The following is a 22,686-nucleotide window of genomic DNA, read 5'->3' on the forward strand; positions in this document are numbered from 1 at the left end:
CGGTCAGCTGTTGCCGGGGTATCCCAGGGCCATGGCCAGTACGCGGGCGTAGTCCGCCGCGGTGATCATGTCGATCCGTGTGGGTCGGCCGGCGGTGTTCATGTACCACCCCTGGAAGTGGTTGTTCCAGCTGTCGTTCTGTCTGGCCGACAGCATCCAGTTGAACCGCTGGCTGTCCTGTCCCCACTGGGTTTCCTGGTCGAGGAAATGCGCGTCGATGCGGGTGCGGTACAGATGGTTGTCCTGCGAGCGGTCGCCGTACGCGTCCCAGCCGATCGTGTCCGAGATGCCGCGGAAGCGCACGGCTTCGGAGATGAACTGGGTGAAGTAGAGAATGCCCTGCGCCATGAGCTCGCGGTGGCCCGCCGACCGGAGATTCGCGGCGGCGGCTCCCGTGGCCGGTTCGCTGAAGGAGATCTGGCCGCGATTGGTGCCCGCCATCTTCTCCAGCGAGCCGTAGGACGGCGAGTTGGTGAGCTGCCAGCTGCCGCCCTGCCCGTTCGCGGGAGCACCTGTGTAGCCGGGCGGGATTCCCGCCTCGCCGGCCGGGCCGATGTAGTTGTAGGTGTGGGCCTGCGTGAACCAGCCGACGAGGTACAGGTCGGAGCGGCGGAACTTCATCTGGAGCGCGTTGTTGTGCGAGTCGATGACGATGACGTCGAAGAATCCGCTGTCCGAGCGCGGGGTGTGGTTCACGGTGCTCGACGTTCCCGGCACCGTGTTGTTGTAGGCGTTCAGATTCTCCTTGATCGCGTTGAGGAATCCGAAGTAGTCCCACCTGTTCCCGTTGTAGTAGAAGACGGGGGTCCCGCTGGCGGCGGTACGGACGTTGTGGGAGTCGAGGCGGACGCTGTGCGCCTGCCCGCTCGTCGCGTTCCCGGCCGGGGTTCCGTCGGACAGGCCGGACAGCAGGACCGCCCCGGCGACCAGTGCCGCGCAGGCGGCCGGCAGACGGAGTCGGCGGAGGATCCCTCTGGTCATGGCTCTCTTCCCGGGGGTGGCGGCGTTCTCGTCGGGTACGGCGGGCTCGGGGGCCACCGTCGTGTCGGAGTGGGACATGGTGTGAGTCCTCTTCGTGAGCGGATCGATGGGGGAGGGGAATCCGGGCTACGAGACGTTGTCGATCACGAGCTCGCCCGGATAGGCGGCCACCCACGGATCCGTGACCGACGAGGGCGCGTTGGTCTGCGCCACGACCCGGTCGCGTGCGCCGTCGTAGTGGACGTACACGCCGTAGTCGGTGGTGTCGTCGGGCACCTGCTGGACGACCCAGTCCTCGATGGCGTTGATCCGATCGAGCGTGAAGAGCGAGCTCTTCGCGGTGGTGGGCACGGGCCAGTCGGTCGGTACGTCGCCGTACTCGGAGGTCCAACCCGGCGGCTTCTGGAGGCTGTTGATGTCGCCGGTGTGGTCCGACGGGAAAACGATCTTCGCGCCGACGGCGTTGTCGTCGAACGCGGCCAACGCGCAGTTGTACTCGGCGAGCGCCTGGACCTGCTGCCACTGCAACTTCGTCGCGGAGTCGGCGACGTTCGTCGTGGACGCGGCGGTCGTGGCCGGCATGATGCCCGCCGTCCGCTGCTCCGGGGTGCAGTGCGGTGCCGCGAGGTCGGGCGCGGTGTACGCCTCGATGACGAGCCGGCCGGGGTAGGCGGCGGTCAGCGCGTCGGTTACCGATGACGGGGCGTCGGTCTGCACCACGACCCGGTCGTGCACGCCGTCGTAGTGGACGCCCAGCTGGTAGCCGGTGTCGTCGTCGGGGTGGGTGGCCGTGTAGGCCGCGTCCCGGATGGCGTTGACCTGGTCGAGGGTGAACAACTGGCTCTTCACCGTGGTGGGGTGGGGCCACGCGGCGGGGGTCCGGCCGAACTCGTCGGTCCAGTCCGCCGGGGGTTGCAGGTTGTCCATGTCGCCGGTGTAGTCCGACGGGAAGACGACGACGGGTCCGGTGGTGTCGTCGTACGCCGTCAGCGCGCCGTTGGCGGTGGCCAGGGCCTGCGCCTGCGCCCACTGGTCCTCGCCGCCGGTGGCGATGGTCCGCACCTCGGTGTCGGACAGGGCCCGGTCGTAGACGCGGAAGTCCCGCATCCGGCCCTTGAAGTACAGGTCGTTCGCGTACAGCGAGCGGCCGATGTAGTCCGCGGTCGTCGTACCGCCGCCGATCGAGCCCGGGGTGATCGTGACGTTGGTGTTGCGGGCCTTCTCCACGCCGTTCTCGTACAGGATCCCGGTGGTGCCGGTCTGCGTGTACGTCACGTGCTTCCACATGCCGCGCAGCAGCTGGTACGAGGAGCCCGGCCGGGTCTGCTGCTCGGAGTGGAAGTCGCTCGTGGTGACGCCGGTGCGGAACTGGTTGCCGGTGGAGAACAGGTAGCCGTTCCCGCTGGTGCCGCTGGAGTTGCCGAAGCCGTACAGGAAGTAGGGCTTGGCCATCGTCCGGTCGATCCACACGTCGAAGTCGACGCTGATCGAATCGAGCCCAGACATGATGTCGTCCGGCACCTTGATGTACGTGTCGGAGCCGTTGAAGGCGAGTCCGTCGGCGCCGGTCCAGCCCGCGGTGCCGTTGACCGTGCCGTCGTGTCCTTGCCCGGAGGAGTCGTGCACGACCGTGCCGGACGTCTCGTTCAACTTGTAGTCCAGCACCAGGCCGTCGGTGATCTCGGCCTGGGCCGGCGCGGCGGTGGTCACCAGCCCGGCGACCAGGGCCAGGGAGGCCCCGGCGAGGGCGGCCGCGTTGATTCTTCGCATGGTTTCCTTTCGAGGCCCGCGGACCGCGCCGGAACCTTCCGGAGGGCAGGGCGAGGCAGCCCGCGGGGGCTCGTGATGTGGTGGGAGGGAGGAAGCGCGCCCGGCTCCGCTCTGTATCGGGCGCTCAGCAGGAGGGAGGGATCGTTCCGTCCGCCGGCAGCGGTCGCTGCCGACCGGATCCCTCGGTCGTGGGGACGTGACGTCCTGCCGACAAGAATCGCGTTCGGGCCCGACCCCGGACCAGGGTGTTTCTACGGGTTTCTAGGAACTCGCTGTGCGGTTCGCCGCCCACCAGCTCGCGATCTGGGCGCGGGAGCGGAAGTCGAGCTTGGCCCGGATGTTGTCGACGTACCCGTCGATCGTGCGTGAGGAGAGGACGAGCTCGGCGGCGATCTGCTGATTGCTCATGCCCCTGGCCACCAGCGCGGCGACCTCCCGCTCCCGACGCGTCAGCGGACCGGCGGCCGTTGTCGCGTCCGCCGGTGCGGCGTCCGTACCCAGGGCGTGGTCGATGGCCCGGACAGGGCCGCCGTAACGGCTGCCGGCCGCGAGGGCCCGCTCGTACGCCGCGAGGCCCAGGGCCGCTCTCACGCTTTCCGCGCACTGTTCGTGATGCCCGGCCATCAGCGGACCGAACGCGGGGATGTCCGTGCCGATGTCCCGCCACAAGCCGCGCACGGCTCCCAGGAGTTGACCCGCGCGCTCGTGTTCGCCATGGGACGCGGTGATCCAGGCGAGCGTCTCCAGCATGAGTGCGGCGCTGAGGGAGTCGCTGAAGCCCCGCTCGATCCTGAGGCCTTCCAGAGCCAGTGGCAGCGCGGACTCCTGGTCGCCGCGGATCCAGGCCGCGTAGGCCAGCGCCCACAGTGCGTGGGCGCGCCCCCATCGCTCGCCGTGGGCTTCCGAGACCGCAACTGCCCTCCTGCCGACCTCCGTTGCGCGAGGGTCCTTCAACTGGGTCAGAACGACGGCCAGTTGGAAGAGCACGAAGACCGCTTCGGCGCTCCCGTCCACCGCCACCCGAGCGGCGACGGCGCGCTCATGCAGTTCGATGGCCTCCTGAACCCGCCCCTGAAACGACGCCGATGAGCCCTTCAGACACATGACGTGCGCGCTCACCACCGCGTCGCCCAGCCGCTCGCCCAGTCGGCCGCCCTCGGCCAGCCAGCCGTCGGCCGTCGGGTGATCGCCCTGGAGCAGCGCCACCCATGCCGCCGCCCAGAGTGCGCGGGCACGGGCGAGGGTGGGTTCCGGCGCGGCGGCGAGCGCCCGGTCGAACCGTCTCCGTCCTTCGCCGAGGAAACCGCCGGTGCACCAGTGGAAGCGCAGCGCCGCGGTCAGTTCGAGCGTGGCCTGCGGGTCGTCGGCGCGGTCAAGTGCCATCAGCAGGTTCGGGTGTTCGGCGCGGAGCCGGGCCAGCGCCTCCTCCTGGCCGGGGCCGTACCAGCTGTCGGCGATGCGCGTGGCCAGGGCCAGGTAGAAGTCGCGGTGCCGCCGCGACACGCGCTGCTCGTCGCCGGTCTCGACGAGTCGCTCCCGGCCGTACTGGCGGATGGTCTCCAGCATCCGGTAGCGGGGGAGCCCCTCGTGTTCGGTGGTCAGGACCACGGACTGGGCTACGAGCCGGTCGAGCAGGTCCACTACCTCGTGCGGGGCGACCGTACCTCCGGCGCCGATGTGCTCGGCCGCGTCGAGGCCGAATCCACCGACGAAGACCGACAGCCGGTTCCACAGCAACTGCTCGCCCGGAGAACACAGTTCGTAGCTCCAGTCGACCAGCGCGCGCAACGTGCGCTGCTGCGGTCGCGCGGTCCGGCTGCCACCGGTGAGGAGAGTGAACCGGTCCTTGAGCCGGTCCACCGTCTGCTCGACGGTCAGGGTGCGGAGCCGGGAAGCGGCGAGTTCGATGGCGAGCGGCAGTCCGTCCAGGTCGTCGCACAACTGGATGACCGCGGCCGAGTTCGCGTCGGTGACCCGGAACTCCGGCCGTACGGCGGTGGTGCGGTCGCGCAGGAGCTCGACCGCCTCGTCGGGAACGGACAGCGGCGACACGGTGAAGACGTGCTCTCCCGCGATGCCCAGCGTCTGGCGACTCGTCGCCAGGATGCGCAGCCCGGCCGCGGCCGAAAGCAGGCTGTCCGCCAACTCGGCGCAGGCGTCGACGAGATGCTCACAGTTGTCCAGGACGATCAGTGCCCGCCGCCCGGCCATGCGCTCCGCCAGTTGGTCGAGCACGGGCCGGGCGCCGAGGTCCGCGACTCCCACCGCTGTCGCCGCGGCGCCGGCCACCGCCGAAGGATCACGCACGGGCGCCAGGTCGACCAGCCACGTTCCGTCCGGGAAGGCCTTCCTCGACGCGGCCGCCACCTCCATCGCCAGCCGCGTCTTGCCCACGCCCCCCAAGCCCGTGAGCGTCAGCAGCCGCGCCGAACCGAGCAGGCTCCGGACTCGGCCGATGTCGCGCCGCCGTCCCACGAAACTGGTGACGGCCGCGGGCAGGTTGCCGGCTTCCGAGATCACGCCGGTCACGTTTCCCTCACCTTCCCCTTGGCCTCGGGGGTGCTCGGCGCTCGGGCAACCTGCATATCTGGCCAAATGCGCGTGAACCGGCCCCGCGCCGAGCGTAACTCCCCTCCTGTGCGGTTCCTGTGCGTGCGGTGGAGAAAAGGTGACGAATCGGTGAACAAATGTGCCGGTCGACAAGTCCGCGGGACGGACCGTCACCCGGCGAAAGCGGCCGGGTCCCCAGTTGGTGGCCCCCTCGCCAGCGCCGTGACTAACGCGCGTCAGGTCAGACGTACCATGGTGCAACGTCAACAAGACCGGCACGATCGTTGCGAGAGGGCCATGGACCGACCCGCCAAGCGCGCCACCAGCGCTGACGTCGCTCGCGTCGCCGGCGTTTCCCGGACGACCGTGAGTTTCGTCCTCAACCGCAAACCGGGCCAGACAATCCCGGAGGAGACCAGGCGCCGCGTCCTCGAAGCGGCCCGGACTCTCGAATATCACCCGCACTCCTCCGCGCGCGCCCTCGCCGCCGGACGCAGTGAGATTGTCCTGCTCTCGGTCCCGGACATGCCCATGGGCGCGGGCCCCAGCCGATTCGTCGAGGAACTCGCGGCCGCCCTGGTGGAACACGGCCTGACCCTGGTCACCCACCTTTCGGGAGCGCGGGGGCGACCGCTTTCGGATGTGTGCGCCGCCGTCAACGCCTCGGCGGTGGTCGGCTTCGAGTCGTTCGACGCGGACACCGTCCGGGCCCTCTACAGCGCGGGAGCCGAGTTCGTGTTCCCGTCCCAGCTGGACGACTCCCATTCGATGCGGGCGATCGGCCGCATGCAGGCCGAGTATCTGATCGGCCGCGGACACCGGCGTATCGGCTACGCGATGCCGGCGAACCGCGGACTGCGCACGATGGCGGAGGACCGCCTGCAAGGTGTGACCGCCGCCTGTGCCGAGGCTGGGACGGCCCCGCCCGTCTTCGCGAGTACGAACCTTGAGGTCTCCGCCGCGGCCCAAGCGGTGACCGAGTGGACGGCGCGGTCCGTCACCGCGGTCTGCGCCTTCAACGACGAGACGGCGATAGCGGTCCTGGCGGGCATGCGCGAGCACGGCCTCGCCGCTCCCGCGGACCTCGCCGTCATCGGCGTCGACGACGTTCCTACCGCCCGTCTGGCGGCTCCGCCGCTCACCACCGTCTCGTTTGCCCTGCACGAGGTGAGCCGTCGCCGGGCCGAGGTGATCGTGGCCGGACTGACGGGCAAGGAGCCCGAGTTCGGCTCCGAGACGATCAGCCCGAGACTCGTGGAGCGTTCCTCCGCCTGATACGGCCGGGTTCTGTCCGGCGATTCGTGTGACGTCCGAAGGGTCGAAGCCTCGAAGGAGATCGGCACGATGATGGCCGCTTCCATGGAACGGGAGGGCACGCCCGGTCACCGCGTGCCGATGTTCTTCGCCGAGTCGGGCGCCATGCGCTCACGCCACCCTTCCGGCACCGCGCGCACCCGCTGACCTGCGCGGCAGGCATGTGGGGTGCCCTGTCACACCACGGACCGGCACTCCACGTCACAGCGGGGCCTGCCACTCGCAGGCCGCGGCGACGAGGCTGTTCTCGTACCGGCAGCACCCGTCGCGAGCCGTCCGTCGGTCTCCCCGAGGCAGGCGCGGAGACGTACGGGTGACTGGGGTCGGACCGGGGCATGGGCGCGTGCGTGCCCGGGAACCCCTCGCTCGGTCGGCCGCCTCACGCGCGACAAAGAAGACCTGGAACGAAAAGGACCTGAAAATGGACCGAGTGACCTTTACCAACAAGGGCAACACGGTGGTCGGCGACCTGTTCAAGCCCACCGGCTTCGAGCAGGGCACGAAGTACCCCGCGATCGTCGTGACCCACCCCTTCGGCGCCGTCAAGGAGCAGGTCCCCACCACCTACGCGAAGCTGCTGGCCGAACAGGGCTTCGTCACCCTCGTCTTCGACGCCTCGTACCAGGGCGAGAGCGGCGGCGAGCCGCACTTCTCGGAGTTCCCGGCCGTGCGGGTCGAGGACATCCGGTGTGCGGTGGACTTCCTGTCCAACCACGCGGACGTCGACCCGGAGCGCATCGGCGCCCTCGGCGTCTGCGCGGGCGGCGGCTACACGGTCAACGTGTCGCAGACGGAGCTGCGGATCAAGGCCGTCGCCGGCGTGAGCACCTTCAACATCGGCTCCGCGCGACGCGACGGCGTCGGCCCCCTCGGCGCGCAGTCGGCGGAGTACCGCACCGACCTGCTCAAGCGCTCGGCCCAGGCCCGTACGCGTGAGGCGGCCGGCGGGGAGGTCGAGATGTTCTCCCTGATCGCCGACAACCCCAAGTTCGACATGAACGACCTCTCCACCATCCCGGCCATGTACCTGGAGGGCTACAGGTACTACTCCGAGATCGACCCCAACCCCCGGTTCATGGGCACGTTCGCTCTGTCCAGCCTCAGTCAGCAGATGGCGTTCTTCCCGTTCGAGGGGATCGAGTTGATCTCTCCGCGTCCACTGCTGCTGATCGCCGGCTCCGAGGCCGACACGCTCTACATGAGCCAGGGCGCGATCGAGCGGGCGCAGGAGCCCAAGGAACTCTTCGTCGTCGACGGCGCCAGCCACATCGACCTGTACTGGAACCCCAAGTACGTCCCTCAAGTCGCCGACAGGCTCACCGCGTTCTTCGGAAAGCACCTGTAGACGAGGCGTGCGCCGCTCGGGTGTCTTCTGAGCGGCGGCAACGTCCTCACTGCTCGGGCGAAGGAGAGGGTGATTCGTCCGGTGCGGTGGCTTGGGGCGATCGGGTCTCGCGCGCGGCGGGCTTGGGCGCGGTGAGGTCCAGGAGGACGAGCGCGTCATGGGCGGGGGTCCCGGGCGCGGCGTGATAGGTGACCAGGCGATGACCGGGGGTGCCCTCCATCTGCATGGCCTGGTAGCCGAGTGTGAAGGTCCCGACGGTGGGGTGGTGGTAGGTCTTGCGGCCGAACGCGTGCGCCTTGATCTCGTAGCGCTCCCACAGGCGGGCGAACTCCGGGCTCTTGAGCAGGAGTTCACCGACGAGCGCGGCCAGGTCGGGCGCGTCGGGGTCGGTGCCGGCCAGGGCGCGCAGGCGGGCGACGCAGCCGCGCAGGGTGTGCTCCCAGTCGTCGAAGAGCTCGCGCGCGGCGGGGTGGAGGAAGGCGTAGCGGGCGAGGTTGCGCTGCTTGACCGGCCAGTCCTCGATGCCCGCGAACAACGCCAGCCCGCCGGGGTTCCAGGCCAGCAGGTCATTGGTGCGGCTCGCGACGTACGCGGGGCCGGGACGAAGGCTCTCCAGCATCGGAGCGACGGCGGGCCGCACGGTCCTGCTGGGCGCGACGGGAGGTTCGGGCGCCGTCCGGGCGGCCCGGACGGCGAGGGTGCGCAGGTGCTCGTGTTCGTCCTCGGTCAGCAGGAGGACGCGGGCCAGGGCGTCGACGACCGACGGGCTGGGGCGGGTCTCCTTGCCGCGCTCCAGCCGGGCGTAGTAGTCGATGCTGACCCCGGCCAGGGTGGCCAGTTCTTCGCGGCGCAGCCCCGGTGTGCGGCGCAGTCCGGCGCCGGGGGCCAGGCCCGCCTCGGCGGGTGACACCTGGGCCCGGCGGGCCCGCAGGTATCGCCCCAGCTCGGTGCCACCACCGGCAGGCTGCTGCTGCTCACGTGTCATGCCGTCCAGTCTGCCGGGCCTGTGACCTGCGCGGCGGCCGCGTGGGGTGCCCTGTCACAGCACGGAACGCCACTGCCCGGCACGACGCGGCCTGCCACCCGGAGCAGCGGGCGGGCAGACTGAATCACGGAGCGGATCTCCGTTTCTGAACGGATCACGAAAGCGTCCGCGAGCGTCGCGTTCCGCCAGCGAAGGAGTCGGTAACCGTGAAGCACATCAGGCTGGGCACTCTGGACGTTTCCCGGATCGGCCTGGGCGCGATGGGGATGAGCGGCGTCTACACCGGCCACGGCACGGACGACGCCGAGTCCGTCCGTACCGTCCACCGCGCCCTCGATCTGGGCGTCACCCTCATCGACACGGCCGAGATCTACGGGCCCTACGTCAACGAGGAGCTGGTCGGCCGGGCCGTCCGGGGCCGCCGGGACCAGGTCGTCCTGGCGACGAAGTTCGGCCTGGTCTCGCACACCGCCGACGGCGACGACGGCGGCGTGCGCGGCACCGCTGACAGCAGTCCGGCGAACGTGCGCGCCGCGGTCGAGGGCTCCCTCCGGAGGCTCGGCACCGACCACATCGACCTGTACTACCAGCACCGGGTCGACCCGAACACACCGATCGAGGAAACGGTGGGCGCCCTCGCCGAGCTGGTCGCCCAGGGCAAGATCCGCCACATCGGACTGTCCGAGGCCGGCCCCGGCACGATCCGCCGCGCCCACGCCGTCCATCCCGTCGCCGCACTACAGACGGAGTACTCCCTGTGGACGCGGGACATCGAGGCGGAGATCCTGCCCCTGCTGCGGGAACTCGGCATCGGCCTCGTCCCGTGGGCGCCGATCGGCCGCGGCTTCCTGACCGGCAAGATCCGCTCCACCGACCAGTTCGACGCCACCGACCGGCGCCTGACCAACCCGCGCTTCACCGAGGAGAACCTCCGGCGCAACCTGGCCCTCGTCGACGAGGTCGAGGCGGTGGCCGCCGAGGCGGGTGCCACCCCGGCGCAGGTGGCCCTGGCCTGGCTGCTGGCGCAGGGCGACGACATCGCCCCCATACCGGGCACCAAGCGCGTCTCCCGCGTCGAGGAGAACACCGCAGCGGACGGGGTGGAGCTGACCGCCGACCAGCTCGACAAGCTCGACCGACTCACCCCGGCCGCGGGTGACCGCCTCGAAACGGAGATGACCCAACTGATCAACCTCTGACCCGAATGCCCCACGAGCGACGAACTGGTCGAGGCCCTCACCCACCTGGCCTGCTACGCCGGATGGCCCAGCGCGATGAGCGCGATCAGCCGGCTCAAGGACATCGTCGAAAACCGGGACGACGCCTGACAGGAGGCCGCCCGGGTGCTGACCCAAGGCGGGCACCACGGCGGCTGCGGAGCCACCGCTCCGTCAACTCCCCCTCGATTCAAGCAAGATCGGAAAGATTCCTATGCGAGCGACGGTGATGTACGGCGCCGGCGACGTCCGTGTGGAGGACGTCCCGGACCCGGGGATCCAGAACCCCACCGACGCGATCGTCCGGGTGGTCCTGGCCTGTGTCTGCGGCAGCGACCTGTGGCCGTACGCCTCCATGCCGGTCACGGAGCAGGGCCGGCGCATGGGGCACGAGTTTCTCGGCGTCGTCGAGGAGACCGGCTCCGAGGTGTCCGGGGTGAAGGCCGGTGACCTGGTGGTCGCGCCCTTCCTGTGGGCGGACAACACCTGCGTCTTCTGCAAGGAAGGCCTCCACACGGTCTGTCCGCACGGCGGCCAGTGGGGCCCGAACGGTGTCGACGGGGGCCAGGGCGAGGTGGTCCGTGTGCCGCAGGCCCAGGGCACGCTGGTCAAGCTGCCGGTGGCCGAGGACTCCGCCCTGTTGCCCTCCTTGCTGTCCCTCTCCGACGTGCTGTGCACCGGCCACCACAGCGCGGTCAAGGCGGGCGTCGGTCCTCGTACGACCGTGACGGTGATCGGTGATGGCGCGGTCGGGCTGTCCGCCGTGCTGGCCGCCAGGCGGCTCGGTGCCGAGCGGATCATTCTGATGGGGCGGCACAAGGACCGCACCGACCTGGGGGTCGAGTTCGGCGCCACCGAGGTCGTCGCCGAACGCGGCGAAGAAGGCATCGCCCGCGTACGGGAGTTGACCGGCGGCATGGGCACCCACGCCGTACTGGAGTGCGTCGGCGCGCTGTCGGCCTTCGAGACGGGCCTCGGCGTGGTCCGGCCCGGCGGCGCGATCAGCCGGGTCGGTGTGCCGCAGTACGGCGAGATCCCCTTCGGCTTCATGGACTTCGCGAAGAACGTCACCATCACGGGCGGTGTTGCCCCGGCCCGCGCCTACATGGAGGAACTGCTGCCGGACATCCTGGAGGGCACGATCGAACCGGGCCGGGTCTTCGACCGCACGGTCGGACTGGACGACACCCCCGACGCGTATCGCGCGATGGCCGACCGCGAGGCACTGAAGGTCCTGATCAAGCCCTGATCAAGCCCTGACCAGGCCGTGACCGGTGGGCGTCAGTCCTGTTTCTCCTCGGCGGGCTGCGCTGCGGGCTCGGTGGCCGTGCCGTCGAGGAGGAGCAGTTTCCCGTGGTCGGGGGTGCCGGGTTCGGCGAAGAACACGACGAGGCGGTGGCCCGGGGTGCCGTCGAGTTGCATGGACTGGTAGCCGAGGGTGAGGTCGCCGACCTCCGGGTGGTGGAAGGTCTTCTCGCCGCGCGGGTGCGGCTGCACGTCGTAGTCCGTCCAGCGGTGCACGAACTCCGGGCTTTCCAGGGTGAGTTCGTCGATGAGGGCGGCCAGGCCGGGGGTGTCGGGTGCGGTGCCGGCCAGGGCGCGGATACGGCCGACGCAGGTGCGGACCTGCTCGTCCCAGTCCGCGAACAGCTTCGATGCGTGCGGGTCCAGGAAGAGGTAGCGCAGCGCGTTGCGCCGCCCGGCCGGCCAGTCCTCCGTCCCCGCGAACAGGCGGACCGAGGCGGGGTTGCCGGCGAGGATGTCCATCGTGCGGCTGATCACGTACGCGGGGTTGGGGCGCAGGCTCTCCAGCATCAGCTCGATGTCGGGACGCACGGATGTGACAGAAGGCTCCGGCTCCGGCCTCCGATCGACGCGCTCGGTGAGATCGCGCAGATGCTGATGCTCGTGCGCGTCCAGCCGGAGGGCACGAGCGAGGGCATCGACCACGGCCGGACTGGGGTTGGTCTCCTGACCCCGCTCCAGGCGCGCGTAGTAGTCGACGCTGACCCCGGCCAGCGTGGCCAGCTCCTCACGCCGCAGCCCGGGCGTACGCCGCAGCCCCGCGCCCGTGGCCAGGCCGACGTCCTCGGGCGCCACCCGGCTCCGGCGGGCACGAAGGAAGAACCCCAGCCCGCTGCCGTCGCCGTTCCGCTGCTCGCGTGCCATGTCGTCCAGTATGCGGCCGGAGCCCTTACCCGATCTGCCGTCCGATCCCCGGCCCCGCCCCCGGTCGGGCCGAACGGCTGCGCCCGCGTCGCCGCGGATGCCCGGTTCGGCGGACCGGCGGCATGGTGGTGTGTTCCTCCCGTACCGGCCGGAACCTTCAATGAAGAGAGATGGTCCTGGCGGCGGTCACCGCACCTCGGATGAACGAGTTGGCGTGGGCCCCGAGATCGGCTCCGTCGTCCCAGAGGTTGCGCCAGATACCCAGCGCGGACGTCAGGGTCGGCTCGACGACCGCTGAGGAGAAGGACTCGAACACGACGGGACCGTCGTACGCGGTTCGGTGCAGTGCGTGGAAGAACGTCTTGAAGTCGACGCTTCCGGTGCCGAGATATCCGCGATGGCTCTCACCGATGTGGACGTAGCGCAGGCGATCGCCGACGTCGAGAACCGGTTCGAACATCGACGATTCCTCGATGTTCATGTGATACGTGTCGAGATGAACCCCCAGATCGGCGCCCGAGTGCGCGATGTACTCCAGGGCTCCTCTGCCGGTGTTGAAGACGTTCGACTCGTATCGGTTCACGACCTCGACCGAGACCGAAACGCCGGATGCCCGTCCCCGGTCCACTACCTCGGAGAGCACCTTGGCGCTGTTGTCGACGGCCGCGGGAGTCGCCGGCGCGCCGTACTTCCGCATCGCCGATTGCAGCACGCCGCAGAGGTGACTCCCGCCGAACTCCGCTACACGGTCGACCGCTTGGAAGAGCAGATCACGACCGGCCCTGACCCGCGCGAGGTCCTCGCTCGCCACGTCCGTCTCGGGTCCCAGACCGAGGGAGCCCGTCCCTGCCAGGCCACAGTCGTCGAGGGCCCGCCTCGCTTCACGGGCGTCGAAAGTCGATGGGGACATGAGCGGGTACTCGATGAGGTCGAAGCCCGCGGCCCGTGTGCTCTCGGTCGCCGATCGAATGCCCTTGGCATCGAAGACACCCGTCCATACGAGCCCGTGACAACCGATCCGCATTACTTCGCTCCCTCTCCCGCCAGAACGGCCGACGAGGTCCCGAGGTGGGAGCGCAGCAGCGCCACGCCCTTGCGGACCTCGGTCTCGCCGTCCCGTTCGGGATGCACCTCGGGGAGCCAACCCTCGTACTCCACAAGGAAGTCGTGCTCCAGCCCGACCTCACGGACGGCCGCCATGAGTTCGTCGACCGGGTAGTTCGGGTCGGTTCCGTTCTCGTCGAACTCAAGGAACTTGCCGTGGACGAAGGGGGCGTACGGCAGGCAGTCCCTGAACACCTCGATGGGGAGCGGCTCTTGCTGCGTGGCGCCCGGGTTCTCGACGTAGACGATCGGCATTCCGTCGGTGGGGCGGCGCCAGGCTTCGAAGTCCGGGGTCACCGTGATCCACGGTGAGCCGAAATCCTTGACCAGGGCGAGGGCGCCCTGGGGGGAGTTGAACGTGGAGAACGAGCGGGCCGCTTCGAAGCCGATGACGACTCCGGCGCGTTCGGCCAGCGGCGCGATCCCCTCGTAGACCCGAAGGAGCGTGTCGCGGGCGGTGGACGGGTCGGTCCCCGGTGCCGGTTCGCCGTTCTGGAGCACGATGTAGCGGCTGCCGAGGGACGCCCCGATGGCGAGGTAGCGGCCTATGTGCGCGACCGCGGCCTCGGGCGAGTAGAGCCCCGCCAGGCCCAGTGTGTCGGCGTAGAACCAGGAGCTGAGGACCCGCAGTCCGCGGGACTCGGAGTACGAACGCAGGTGGCGCAGGCGGGCCGGATCGGGATGCGGGCTGAGGCCCAGGTAGATCTCCTGCATGTCGATGCCGTCGACGCCCATGTCGGCGGTGCGGTCCACGATCTCCTCGAAGGTGAGCTCGCCCCGCAGCATCTTGCCCTCGGCCCACCACGGGCTGACTGAGATCGAGCGGATCATGCGTTCTCCTCCGTACGGAGCGAGAGCCGGCGGCGCAGGTCCAGGCTCATGGTCGGGTAGCGGTCCTCGCGGTCGATCGCGGGGGTGAAGAAGAAGGTGGAGACCTTGAAGGTGCACTCCACGTACGGTTCGCGGGAGCGGACGGGCTCGGGGAGGCGGGCGCCGACGGTGGCCACCTCCCTGGGGTGCCACCAGATGTCGCTCGTGGCGCGGAGCAGTTCGAGGGGAAGGCGCTGCCCGCGGACGGTGAGGGAGATGTCGTGGGCCTGGACTCCGTCCACCGTGACGGTGATCGAGCGGACCCAGCCGAGCGGATGGGCTCCATGGAAGAACTGGTTGCGCACGTCGAACGAGTACCGGCCGTCCTCCTGGCGCAGCTCGCCCTGGAGCATTCCGTCCTCGATCCAGTCAACGCTGCCGATGGGCATCGGTGGCTCCTTCCGTGCTGTGGGTGAGGCCGGCGGCTTCGTCGGCGACCAGCTGTGCGAGGGCCGGTTCGGCGGCGCCCAAGGTCGCTTCCTTCGAGCCTCCGAGGATGATCATTTCGAGCACCTGCTCCTTGGTCGCCTCGTGCGTCCGGAGCCTGCCGACGACACGTCCGTCCGCCATGACGACGAGCCGGTCGGCCAGTTCGAACACGTCGTGGATGTCGTGGCTGATGAGCACGATGGCCACGCCCCGCGCGGTCAGGTGCGCGACGAGCTCCTTGAACAGCGCGGTCTCGCTGGGCCCCAGCGCGGCGGTCGGCTCGTCCATGATCAGGACGCGGGCCTTGAAGTGGACGGCCCTCGCGATGGCGATGGACTGGCGCTGGCCTCCGGAGAGCGACCCGACGGGTACCGAGAGGTTGTGGAACCGGGGGTTGATCTGGCTCAGGACTTCTTCCGTCGCCGTCTTCATCGTCTTGACGTCACGGAACAGACCGAAGTGCTTCAGCTCGCGTCCGAGGAACAGATTGGCCGCGGCGTCCAGGTTGTCGGCGAGTGCGAGGTTCTGGTAAATCGTCTCGATTCCGAGGTCGCGGGATTCCTTCGGTGAATTGATCGAGACAGGATCTCCGTCGACCAGGATGTCACCGGTGTCCCGGAGTGTGGCTCCGGAGAGAATGCTGATGAGGGTGGATTTCCCGGCGCCGTTGTGGCCCAGGAGTCCCAGTACTTCGCCGGCGCGGATTTCGATGGAGACGTTGTCGACCGCCTGTACTCCGCCGAAGGCGCGGCTGATGTCGCGCATCTCGACCACGACGTCGCCGTTGTTCGGTGCGTTCATCGGCCGGCCTCCTTGGCCCGGATCATCGCGTTCTTGGCCATGCGTGTCATGACCCGGGTCGATTGGGTGTCGACAAGCAGCGCGAGGAGGATCAGGATTCCCTGCGTGATGATCTGGTAGTTGGCGTTCACGCCGATCAGGTTGAGGCCGTTGGAGATCATTCCGATGATCAGGCAGCCGAAGACCGTTCCGCCCACCAGGGCCTTGCCGCCGAGCAGCGGTGTCCCGCCGATGACCACCGCGGCGATCACGAGGAGCAGGAGATCGGACCCGGCGGCGATCTGAGCGGAAGCGGACCGTGCGGTGAGGAAGAGTCCGGCGATCGCGCAGCACACGCCGGTCAGCGCGTAGATGCCGAAGCGCAGCCGCGTGACGCTGATGCCGGCCTTCCGGACCGCTTCGGGGTTTCCGCCGAGTGCGACGACGTGCTGGCCGAACACCGAACGGCGGGCGACCAGGAGCAGCACCGCCGTGATCGGGACGAGGAGCAGCACGGGCAGGGTGAAGGAGCCGAAGCGGGTCTGGGCGATCGACAGGAAGCTGTCGGGCAGGCCGGTGACCGGGACCAGGTTGGAGACGATGTAGATCGTTCCGGTGAAGACGGCGTTGGTCGCGAGGGTCACGATGAAAGGGGGGAGCCCGAAGAACGAGATCAGCCAGGCGTTGACGGCCCCGCAGGCCGCGCCGAGCAGGATTCCGATCACGATCGCCAGGGGCACCGGCACATTGCCCTCGGTCACGAGCTTGGCCATGACGAGACCGGTCAGACCGACGATTCCGCCGATGGAGAGGTCGATCTCGCCGGCGCCGAGGACGAACGTATAGGCAAGGGCGACGATGGTGAGGGCGACGATCTGGTCCAGCAGACCCGCGATGTTGGTGGTCGTGAGGAAATACGGTGACGAGAATGTCAGCGTGATGGCGAAGACGATCGCGAAGAGCAGTGCCTTGTTGCCACCGAGGACGAACGTCGCAATGCGTTCGCCCAGATTTGTCGGCGCCAGATGCAGTGCCGTCATTGGTTTCTCCTTCTGACGGTGCGACCGCGCGAGGAGCAGTCGCGCCGCTTTCTGGTGCAGTCCCTACTTCAGGGCGGCGATCGAGTTCACGTTCTCCGGCGTCACGGCATAGACGGGATTCGTGTAGACCTTCTTCTGCGTGAGCTTGCCTTGCGCGAGCTTCACCGCAGTGTCGATCAATTGCTTGCCGCCGTCGCTGATGCTGACTCCCGTGTCGAACGCCTGCTGTCCGGCCTTGAGCCGCTGCACGCCGTCGCTCGTGAGGTCGTAGCCGCTGAGCAGGATCGAGCCGGACTTCCCGTGGGCCTTGATCGCGTTGGCCGCCCCGAGGGCCATGATGTCGTTCGCGGCGCTGATGTAGTTGATGTCCGGGTGCGCCTGGATCCAGTCCTGGGCGAGATTCTGGGCCGTGGCGGTGAGCCAGTTCCCGTAGCCGCTGGCGACGATCTTGATGCGGTCCGGCATCTGCTTCGCCAGGTCCTTGATCACGTTCTCGCGGACGAGCTGTGCCGTCTGGGCAGGGGCTCCGTAGATGAGGCCGACCTTCAGCGTCACCGAGGGGTGGGCCGCGAGGTAGCCCATGATCCACTTCTTGGTCGCGGCCGAGTAGCGGGCCTCGTCATTGGAGTAGAACGCCACGTCGTAGACGGACGGCTCGGGATCCGAGGGCCGCTTGTCGATGACCTTGACGCCCGCGGCCTTCGCCTGCTGGGCGGCCGGCAGGGAGCCCTTCGGGTCGACCGCGCTCAGGATCAGCACGTTCGGGTGCTTGACGAGCGCCGTCTGCACGTCCGAGAGCTGCTTGTCGACGCTGCTCTGCGCGTCGGTGGTGGTGAGTTTGACCTTCACCCCGGCCTTGACCTTCACGGCGGAGGACCCGGTGTTGATGGCCGCGACCTCGGCCTTCATGGCCTCAAGAAAGGCGTTCTGTGTCGAGTCGAGGACATCGACGCTGTAGGCGATGTCGATGGAGCTGCCCGAATTGGAACCTGCGTTGGCTGAGCTGCCCGAGCAAGCGGCGAGGCCGCCTCCCGCAACGGCAAGCGCGGCGAACACACCCACGCCCCTGAGCGTTCTGGTGTTCATGCGATCTCCTCGTTGAGACTGCCAAGTGTAGTGAGTGAGACGTACTTCTGTAGTGCGTCGGTCATAAGGATGACTGACGTAGGCTAGAAGTCAATACTTTCGTTGCCGCGAAGGAGAAGATGTGACCGCCCTGCCTTCCTTGAGTGCCGACGCACCCTTGGATCCGCTCACCTGGCTCTTCCTGGATGGACGGCCCCGCACGCGGGCAGAGGTCATGGCGGAGTCCGGGCACGCCCGCTCGACCGTCGGGCCGCGCATCGAAGCGCTCGTCCGGCAGGGCATGCTCGTGGACGGCGGGAGTTCGGCCGCGACCGGCGGCCGCCGTCCGATGACCTTCCAGCTCAATCCCGCGTATGCGACCGTCGCCGTGATCGATCTCGCGGGAGGTCATGTGCGCGTGGCGCTCACCGATCTGCGCCAGAAGATCCTCGCCGAGGAGCGATTCGACGAGCCCATAGACCCGGACCCCGACGTCACCTTCGATGTCGTCGAGCGCCTGCTCCGTTCGCTGCTCGCGCTGCCGGGCATCCCGCCGGTGGGCGGGATCGGCGTCGCGCTGGCGGCGCCCATCGACCCCAGCACCGGACTCCCTCAGCATCCGCCGGGGACGCCGCGGTGGCACGGCTACGACATCGCCGGCCGGCTCGCGCGCATCCTGCCCGTTCCGGTCCGTATCGACCGGAACAACAACCTCATGGCGGTCGGGGAGTTGGCCACCGCCGCCCCGGGCACCGAGAACATGATCTATGTGAACGCGTCCACCTGGATCGGGGCAGGTGTCGTGGTCGACGGCAAGGTGGTGCGCGGCGCGACGGGACAGGTCGGCCACATCGGCCACGTGCGTGGTCCTTGGGCCGAGGACGACGAGTGCACGTGCGGAAAACACGGGTGCCTTGAGGCGGTGGCCAGCGGATCCGCCCTGGTCCGGCGACTCCACGACCGTATCGAGCGCCCCACCACGCCGTCCCTCATCGCCGCCGCGGAGAACGGTGACTCCGTGGTCACGGCGGCGATCCGCGAGAGCGGACGGAAGATAGGCCTCGCGCTGGCCCCGCACGTCTCCGTTCTCAACCCGGCGTCGATCGTGCTCGGCGGAAGCCTCGCGGAAGTCGGGACGGAACTCCTGAACGGGGTCCGTGAATCCCTCTACCGCGAGGCCTTCCTGATGGCGACCGAGGATCTCACCATCCGTGTCTCGGACGTCGGCGGCGGCGCCGTCATCCTCGGTGCCAGCGTCCTCGGGCTGCACGCGTTCCTGCGGCTCAAGGACCCGAACGCGGTTGCCGAGGCCTTCTAGCCGAGAAGGCTGCCCCGAGCGTCGGCGCGCCGATGGCGCCGGCGCTCAGAGGTAGCTGCCGCGGGCGACCTCGCCGAGCCAGGCCAGGCTCGATTTCGGCTTGCGCTCGAAGGTCTCCCGGTCGACGGCGATGAGGCCGAACGTCGGCCTCCAGTGACCCCACTCGAAGTTGTCCAGGGCGCTCCAGTGAAGGTATCCGCGGACGTCGATGCCGTCGTCGACGGCCGCGAACAGGTGTTGCAGCGCCTTCGAGGTGTAGGCGATGCGCTGGTTGTCGTTGGCGGTGGCGATGCCGTTCTCCGTGACCAGGATCGGTACGCCGCCCGTCACCTCCCAGGTGTGCCGTACCGCGATCCCGATGGCGTCGGGGCGGTAGGCGTTGCCGGTGAGGGTGTTGTTCGGGGCGTCCGGATGCGGGACGACACCGTTCTCGTCGACGGCCTGACTTGAGTACGACTGCACTCCGACGAAGTCGTCGCCGCGGGCCGCCTCCAGATAGAGGTCCTCCTTGATGTACCGCACCTCGCGCAGCTTGGCCTCGTTGCCGGGGGTCGCGGTGAGCGCCGGATTGGCCACCGTCCACCCGACTCTGGCGTCCGTCTCGCGCTTCAGGATCTCGCGGGCGGCGTGGTGTGCCTCGGCCAACCGGAACCCGACCTCGGGATCGGGATCCGGCAGCACCGGGTACTCGCCGTCCTCGACGGTGGGAGTGATCAGCTGCTTGCGTATCTCGGCCGATCGCACGGGGTCGCTCATCCACACCATCAGGGCCAGCATGTTGGGCTCGTTGATGGTGCAGACCCACTCGACGCCGCCGAGGATGCCGGTGACGGCCCGGACGTAGGTCTCGAAGCGCTCGACGGCCTTCGGGCCGAGCCAGCCCTCGTCCTCGGCGAACCAGCGCGGGCCCGTGAAGTGATGCAGGGTGACGACCGGTGTGAGTCCCAACTCGACGGCGGTGTCGATCATCCGCCGGTAGTGCGCGAGTTCGGCGCGGGAGATCTGCCCCTGGTTCGGCTCTACACGGGCCCATTCGATGCCGAACCGGTAGCTGTTGAGTCCGGCGTCGGCGAGCAGTCGCATGTCCTCGGCGTAACGGTGGTAGTTGTCCACGGCGTCGCCGCTGCGCTCCATTCCGGGAGTACGCAACTCCCGTTGCCACCAGTCGCTGTTGACGTTGTTGCCCTCCACCTGGTGCGGCGCGGTCGCCGCTCCCCAGAGGAAGCCGGGTACGAGTCGGGTCATCGTCCAGATCCTTCGTGCTCGAACGGGTGGGTCAGAACGTGGTGTCGGGGCCGTCGACGGTGATCGTCGCGGCGCGGCGGATGTCGGCACTGCTGAATCCGGCGAGCACGGTGACGTCACCCGCCTCGATTCCGCGGCGGTCGTCGGGCAGCGTGTGGTGGAGCCGTTCGAGCGGCGCCTCCAGGACGACCCGACGGCTCTCGCCGGCGGTCAGTGCGACCCGCTGGAACTGGATCAGCTGCCGGACCGGGCGGACCACGGACGCGGCCTCGACCCGCGCGTACAACTGCACCACCGTTTCGCCGTCGCGGGCGCCCGTGTTCGCCACCCGGAGCCCCGCCCGTATCGTCCCGTCGACCAGCTCCACGGACGGCCCCTCTTCCGCGTCGAGGTCGAGGGCGAACGACGTGTAGGAGAGGCCGTGGCCGAACGCGTAGAGCGGGCCCTGGTGTTCGAGGTCGCCGTAGCCGTGGCGGGTCCCGGTCGGGTGGTCGTATCCGCTGCCGTGGTGGTGGCCGTGGTAGAGGGGCAGCTGTCCGAGGTGTCGGGGGAAGGTGCTAGGCAGCTTGCCGCTGGGATTGGTCTTCCCGAAGACCGTCGAAGCGACGGCCCGGCCGGCCTCCTCGCCCAGGAGCGGTGCGAGCAGGACGGCGTTCGACACCCGGGCGACCGGTTCGAGCAGCAGCGGGCGGCCCGAGACGACCACGGTCACCAGTGGCTTTCCGGTCGCGGCGAGCAGCGCGAGGAGTTCCTCCTGGTCCCCGGGCAGCACCGGAGCCGCCGTCGACTGGCCCTCGCCCGCCGTGTTGGCGCCCACCCAGCCCGTACGTTCGCCGACGACGGCGACGACCAGGTCCGCGCCGCCGACGGCCGCGCGCACCACCGACGGATCCAGGTCCTCACCCGTATCTGTGGCGAACCGGCCCAGGGTCACGAACTCGACCGTCGAGTCGAACTCGCGCAGCGCGTCGAGGACGGTCGGCGCGGCGGGGTGGATCTTCCGGGCCTGTTCCTCGAAGACGGGGTCGAGGTTCGGGATCCGGGTCTGGAAGATGTCGGTGAACACGAAGTTCGCCGGATCCACTCCGGGAACCCTGCCCTCACGTACGGCCCGCATCCCGATCGGCATCTCGCCGGCGGCGACCGAGGTGTAGGCGGCGAAGTGGATGCGCAGCTCGTCCGCGGCCGGACCGACGAGGAGGACGCGGCGCGCGCCGGGCGTCAGAGGCAGGATCCCGTCGTTCGTGAGCAGCACCAGACTGCGTTCCGCGATCGACCGCCGGATCGCGGCGGCCTCTTCGGGATCCGGGGGAGCGGGCAACGGCCTTTCCACGTCGGTGAGTTGACCGGCCGTGTGCCGCTCGGCGGCGGCCGGTGCGGGACGGAAGGCGGGGATCAGACCGACCCGTGCCTTCGTCGTCAGGACTCTCGCTACGGCGGTGTCGACCACGCTCTCGTCGAGCCGCCCGCTCTCCACCTCGGCGACGAGCGCGGCGAAGTTGTCGTCGCCGGGCAGTTCGACGTCCAGGCCGGCGGTGAGCGCCTGCCGGGCGGCATCGCCCTCGGTGACGGCGGTGCGGTAGGCGACACGCAGGAGGTTCACGGCGGAGTAGTCGCTGACGACCAGGCCGTCGAAGCCGAGCTGCCCGCGCAGGAGATCGGTCAGCAGCCAGCGGTTGGCGGCGGCGGGGATGCCGTCGATCTCGTTGTAGGAGTTCATGACGACAGAGAGCCCCGCCTCGGCGATCGTCCGGCGGAACGGCTCGGCGTATTCGTCGGCGAGTGCCCGTCGGCCCAGTTGGGTGATCGCGGTGTTGAGTCCGGCCTCCGAGGCGCCGTAGCCCAGGAAGTGCTTGCCGGTCGCGAGGACGCCGTTCTCCGGGACACCGTTGTCCTGGTGCGCGCCCTGGACGCCGCGCACGAAGGAGACGGAGAACCTGGCCGCCAGTTCGGGGTCCTCGCCGTAGGTCTCGTGGACGCGGCCCCAGCGGGGATCGCGGTTGATGTCCATGACGGGGGAGAAGAGGAGCTGGACGCCGGAGTGGCGCATGTGCGCCGAGGTCACCGCGGCGGCTTGTTCGACGAGGTCGGGGTCCCACGTCGCGGCCTGCGCCCAGGCGGTGGGGAACTGCGAGCCCGACACGTGCAGGAACCCGCTGATGCCCTCGTTGTGGACCAGGGCTCCGATGCCGAACGGCGAGGTCTCCCGGATCGCGTCCTGGATGCGCGCGAGGTCCATACGCAGGCTTTCGGCGTCGTGCCCGAGGAACCACGCCATGGACAGGTGCCCCACACCGTGCGGACGCAGCACGGGGACGAGGCTCGGATCAGGGACGGGGGCCTTCGCGGCGCCGTCGGCCGACCGGATGAAGATCTCCGCCACGCCGAAACCGGTCAGCTGCGCGATCTTCTGCTCAAGCGTCAGCTTGGAGACGAGCCCCGAGACGGCTTCGCGATCCCAGGACAGGGTGTTCTTGGACAGGGACATGGCGTTCTCCTGGCAG

General features: G+C 69.2%; 18 protein-coding genes. 5 read left to right on the top strand and 13 right to left on the bottom strand.

Going from position 1 to position 22,686, the window contains the following annotated elements; genetic code table 11:
• Nucleotides 1-3: 3 nt before the first annotated feature.
• The 3 genes from ACWIHT_RS15840 to ACWIHT_RS15850 all read right to left on the bottom strand — a co-directional run bounded on the left by ACWIHT_RS15840 (nt 4) and on the right by ACWIHT_RS15850 (nt 5,280).
• Nucleotides 4-1,059: a ribosome-inactivating family protein gene (locus ACWIHT_RS15840; protein ID WP_456168465.1), complete on the bottom strand. Its 1,056-nt coding sequence runs from the start codon at nt 1,057-1,059 to the stop codon at nt 4-6.
• A 48-nt stretch (nt 1,060-1,107) separates the two neighbouring features.
• On the bottom strand, nt 1,108-2,751 hold the full coding sequence (locus tag ACWIHT_RS15845; RefSeq protein ID WP_456168467.1) for a LamG domain-containing protein: 1,644 nt from the start codon (nt 2,749-2,751) through the stop codon (nt 1,108-1,110).
• Nucleotides 2,752-3,012: 261 nt separating this feature from the next.
• The gene (locus ACWIHT_RS15850) at nt 3,013-5,280 is read right to left on the bottom strand and encodes an ATP-binding protein (protein WP_456168469.1); all 2,268 of its coding nucleotides are present in this window, start codon (nt 5,278-5,280) and stop codon (nt 3,013-3,015) included.
• Nucleotides 5,281-5,598: 318 nt separating this feature from the next.
• Here ACWIHT_RS15850 and ACWIHT_RS15855 point away from each other — a divergent pair, with 318 nt between their 5' ends.
• Together ACWIHT_RS15855 and ACWIHT_RS15860 are read left to right on the top strand one after the other, a co-directional pair.
• Entirely contained in the window at nt 5,599-6,576 is a 978-nt protein-coding gene (locus tag ACWIHT_RS15855) for a LacI family DNA-binding transcriptional regulator (protein WP_456168471.1), read from the top strand.
• A 460-nt stretch (nt 6,577-7,036) separates the two neighbouring features.
• Entirely contained in the window at nt 7,037-7,960 is a 924-nt protein-coding gene (locus ACWIHT_RS15860; protein ID WP_456168473.1) for an alpha/beta hydrolase, read from the top strand.
• Nucleotides 7,961-8,006: 46 nt separating this feature from the next.
• On the opposite strand, the gene ACWIHT_RS15865 is transcribed toward ACWIHT_RS15860, so the two are convergent.
• Nucleotides 8,007-8,945 carry a helix-turn-helix transcriptional regulator gene (locus ACWIHT_RS15865; RefSeq protein WP_456168475.1) on the bottom strand — a complete coding sequence of 313 codons (939 nt, stop codon included), beginning with the start codon at nt 8,943-8,945 and terminating at the stop codon, nt 8,007-8,009.
• A gap of 206 nt (nt 8,946-9,151) precedes the next feature.
• Here ACWIHT_RS15865 and ACWIHT_RS15870 point away from each other — a divergent pair, with 206 nt between their 5' ends.
• Together ACWIHT_RS15870 and ACWIHT_RS15875 are read left to right on the top strand one after the other, a co-directional pair.
• Nucleotides 9,152-10,144 (top strand): aldo/keto reductase, encoded by a 993-nt coding sequence (locus ACWIHT_RS15870; protein WP_456168477.1) that lies wholly within the window; start codon nt 9,152-9,154, stop codon nt 10,142-10,144.
• Nucleotides 10,145-10,376: 232 nt separating this feature from the next.
• On the top strand, nt 10,377-11,411 hold the full coding sequence (locus tag ACWIHT_RS15875; RefSeq protein WP_456168479.1) for a zinc-binding dehydrogenase: 1,035 nt from the start codon (nt 10,377-10,379) through the stop codon (nt 11,409-11,411).
• Nucleotides 11,412-11,443: 32 nt separating this feature from the next.
• On the opposite strand, the gene ACWIHT_RS15880 is transcribed toward ACWIHT_RS15875, so the two are convergent.
• From ACWIHT_RS15880 to ACWIHT_RS15910, 7 genes are all read right to left on the bottom strand, one after another.
• Nucleotides 11,444-12,331: a helix-turn-helix transcriptional regulator gene (locus tag ACWIHT_RS15880; protein ID WP_456168481.1), complete on the bottom strand. Its 888-nt coding sequence runs from the start codon at nt 12,329-12,331 to the stop codon at nt 11,444-11,446.
• Between the two features lie 157 nt (nt 12,332-12,488).
• Nucleotides 12,489-13,355, bottom strand: coding sequence for a sugar phosphate isomerase/epimerase family protein (locus ACWIHT_RS15885; RefSeq protein WP_456168483.1), 867 nt, complete (start codon nt 13,353-13,355; stop codon nt 12,489-12,491).
• Nucleotides 13,355-14,266: a sugar phosphate isomerase/epimerase family protein gene (locus ACWIHT_RS15890; protein WP_456168485.1), complete on the bottom strand. Its 912-nt coding sequence runs from the start codon at nt 14,264-14,266 to the stop codon at nt 13,355-13,357. Before ACWIHT_RS15890 ends, ACWIHT_RS15885 begins: the two co-directional genes overlap by 1 nt.
• Nucleotides 14,263-14,694: a hypothetical protein gene (locus ACWIHT_RS15895; RefSeq protein WP_456168487.1), complete on the bottom strand. Its 432-nt coding sequence runs from the start codon at nt 14,692-14,694 to the stop codon at nt 14,263-14,265. The genes ACWIHT_RS15890 and ACWIHT_RS15895 overlap by 4 nt, the downstream gene beginning before the upstream one ends.
• Nucleotides 14,675-15,535: an ATP-binding cassette domain-containing protein gene (locus tag ACWIHT_RS15900; protein WP_456168489.1), complete on the bottom strand. Its 861-nt coding sequence runs from the start codon at nt 15,533-15,535 to the stop codon at nt 14,675-14,677. The genes ACWIHT_RS15895 and ACWIHT_RS15900 overlap by 20 nt, the downstream gene beginning before the upstream one ends.
• Complete coding sequence (locus ACWIHT_RS15905; RefSeq protein ID WP_456168491.1) at nt 15,532-16,554, bottom strand: ABC transporter permease; 1,023 nt, start codon at nt 16,552-16,554, stop codon at nt 15,532-15,534. Before ACWIHT_RS15905 ends, ACWIHT_RS15900 begins: the two co-directional genes overlap by 4 nt.
• 63 nt (nt 16,555-16,617) lie before the next feature.
• On the bottom strand, nt 16,618-17,640 hold the full coding sequence (locus ACWIHT_RS15910) for a sugar ABC transporter substrate-binding protein (protein WP_456168493.1): 1,023 nt from the start codon (nt 17,638-17,640) through the stop codon (nt 16,618-16,620).
• Between the two features lie 121 nt (nt 17,641-17,761).
• Between ACWIHT_RS15910 and ACWIHT_RS15915 the strand changes: the two genes are divergently transcribed.
• Nucleotides 17,762-18,937 (top strand): ROK family protein, encoded by a 1,176-nt coding sequence (locus tag ACWIHT_RS15915; RefSeq protein ID WP_456168495.1) that lies wholly within the window; start codon nt 17,762-17,764, stop codon nt 18,935-18,937.
• A 45-nt stretch (nt 18,938-18,982) separates the two neighbouring features.
• Here ACWIHT_RS15915 and ACWIHT_RS15920 read toward each other — a convergent pair whose 3' ends face one another.
• Both ACWIHT_RS15920 and ACWIHT_RS15925 read right to left on the bottom strand, forming a co-directional pair.
• Nucleotides 18,983-20,182: a glycoside hydrolase family 1 protein gene (locus ACWIHT_RS15920; protein ID WP_456168497.1), complete on the bottom strand. Its 1,200-nt coding sequence runs from the start codon at nt 20,180-20,182 to the stop codon at nt 18,983-18,985.
• A gap of 31 nt (nt 20,183-20,213) precedes the next feature.
• Nucleotides 20,214-22,670: a glycoside hydrolase family 3 N-terminal domain-containing protein gene (locus ACWIHT_RS15925; RefSeq protein WP_456168499.1), complete on the bottom strand. Its 2,457-nt coding sequence runs from the start codon at nt 22,668-22,670 to the stop codon at nt 20,214-20,216.
• Nucleotides 22,671-22,686 lie beyond the last annotated feature (16 nt).

The sequence above is a fragment of the Streptomyces sp. NPDC002276 genome, assembly GCF_053891435.1.

What these genes read in the sequence shown, in the direction of transcription:
- ACWIHT_RS15840 (WP_456168465.1), bottom strand. Translation starts at nt 1,059, where the DNA reads ATGTCCCACTCCGACACGACGGTGGCCCCCGAGCCCGCCGTACCCGAC.
- ACWIHT_RS15845 (WP_456168467.1), bottom strand. Translation starts at nt 2,751, where the DNA reads ATGCGAAGAATCAACGCGGCCGCCCTCGCCGGGGCCTCCCTGGCCCTG.
- ACWIHT_RS15855 (WP_456168471.1), top strand. Translation starts at nt 5,599, where the DNA reads ATGGACCGACCCGCCAAGCGCGCCACCAGCGCTGACGTCGCTCGCGTC.
- ACWIHT_RS15860 (WP_456168473.1), top strand. Translation starts at nt 7,037, where the DNA reads ATGGACCGAGTGACCTTTACCAACAAGGGCAACACGGTGGTCGGCGAC.
- ACWIHT_RS15865 (WP_456168475.1), bottom strand. Translation starts at nt 8,945, where the DNA reads ATGACACGTGAGCAGCAGCAGCCTGCCGGTGGTGGCACCGAGCTGGGG.
- ACWIHT_RS15875 (WP_456168479.1), top strand. Translation starts at nt 10,377, where the DNA reads ATGCGAGCGACGGTGATGTACGGCGCCGGCGACGTCCGTGTGGAGGAC.
- ACWIHT_RS15880 (WP_456168481.1), bottom strand. Translation starts at nt 12,331, where the DNA reads ATGGCACGCGAGCAGCGGAACGGCGACGGCAGCGGGCTGGGGTTCTTC.
- ACWIHT_RS15885 (WP_456168483.1), bottom strand. Translation starts at nt 13,355, where the DNA reads ATGCGGATCGGTTGTCACGGGCTCGTATGGACGGGTGTCTTCGATGCC.
- ACWIHT_RS15890 (WP_456168485.1), bottom strand. Translation starts at nt 14,266, where the DNA reads ATGATCCGCTCGATCTCAGTCAGCCCGTGGTGGGCCGAGGGCAAGATG.
- ACWIHT_RS15895 (WP_456168487.1), bottom strand. Translation starts at nt 14,694, where the DNA reads ATGCCCATCGGCAGCGTTGACTGGATCGAGGACGGAATGCTCCAGGGC.
- ACWIHT_RS15900 (WP_456168489.1), bottom strand. Translation starts at nt 15,535, where the DNA reads ATGAACGCACCGAACAACGGCGACGTCGTGGTCGAGATGCGCGACATC.
- ACWIHT_RS15905 (WP_456168491.1), bottom strand. Translation starts at nt 16,554, where the DNA reads ATGACGGCACTGCATCTGGCGCCGACAAATCTGGGCGAACGCATTGCG.
- ACWIHT_RS15910 (WP_456168493.1), bottom strand. Translation starts at nt 17,640, where the DNA reads ATGAACACCAGAACGCTCAGGGGCGTGGGTGTGTTCGCCGCGCTTGCC.
- ACWIHT_RS15920 (WP_456168497.1), bottom strand. Translation starts at nt 20,182, where the DNA reads ATGACCCGACTCGTACCCGGCTTCCTCTGGGGAGCGGCGACCGCGCCG.
- ACWIHT_RS15925 (WP_456168499.1), bottom strand. Translation starts at nt 22,670, where the DNA reads ATGTCCCTGTCCAAGAACACCCTGTCCTGGGATCGCGAAGCCGTCTCG.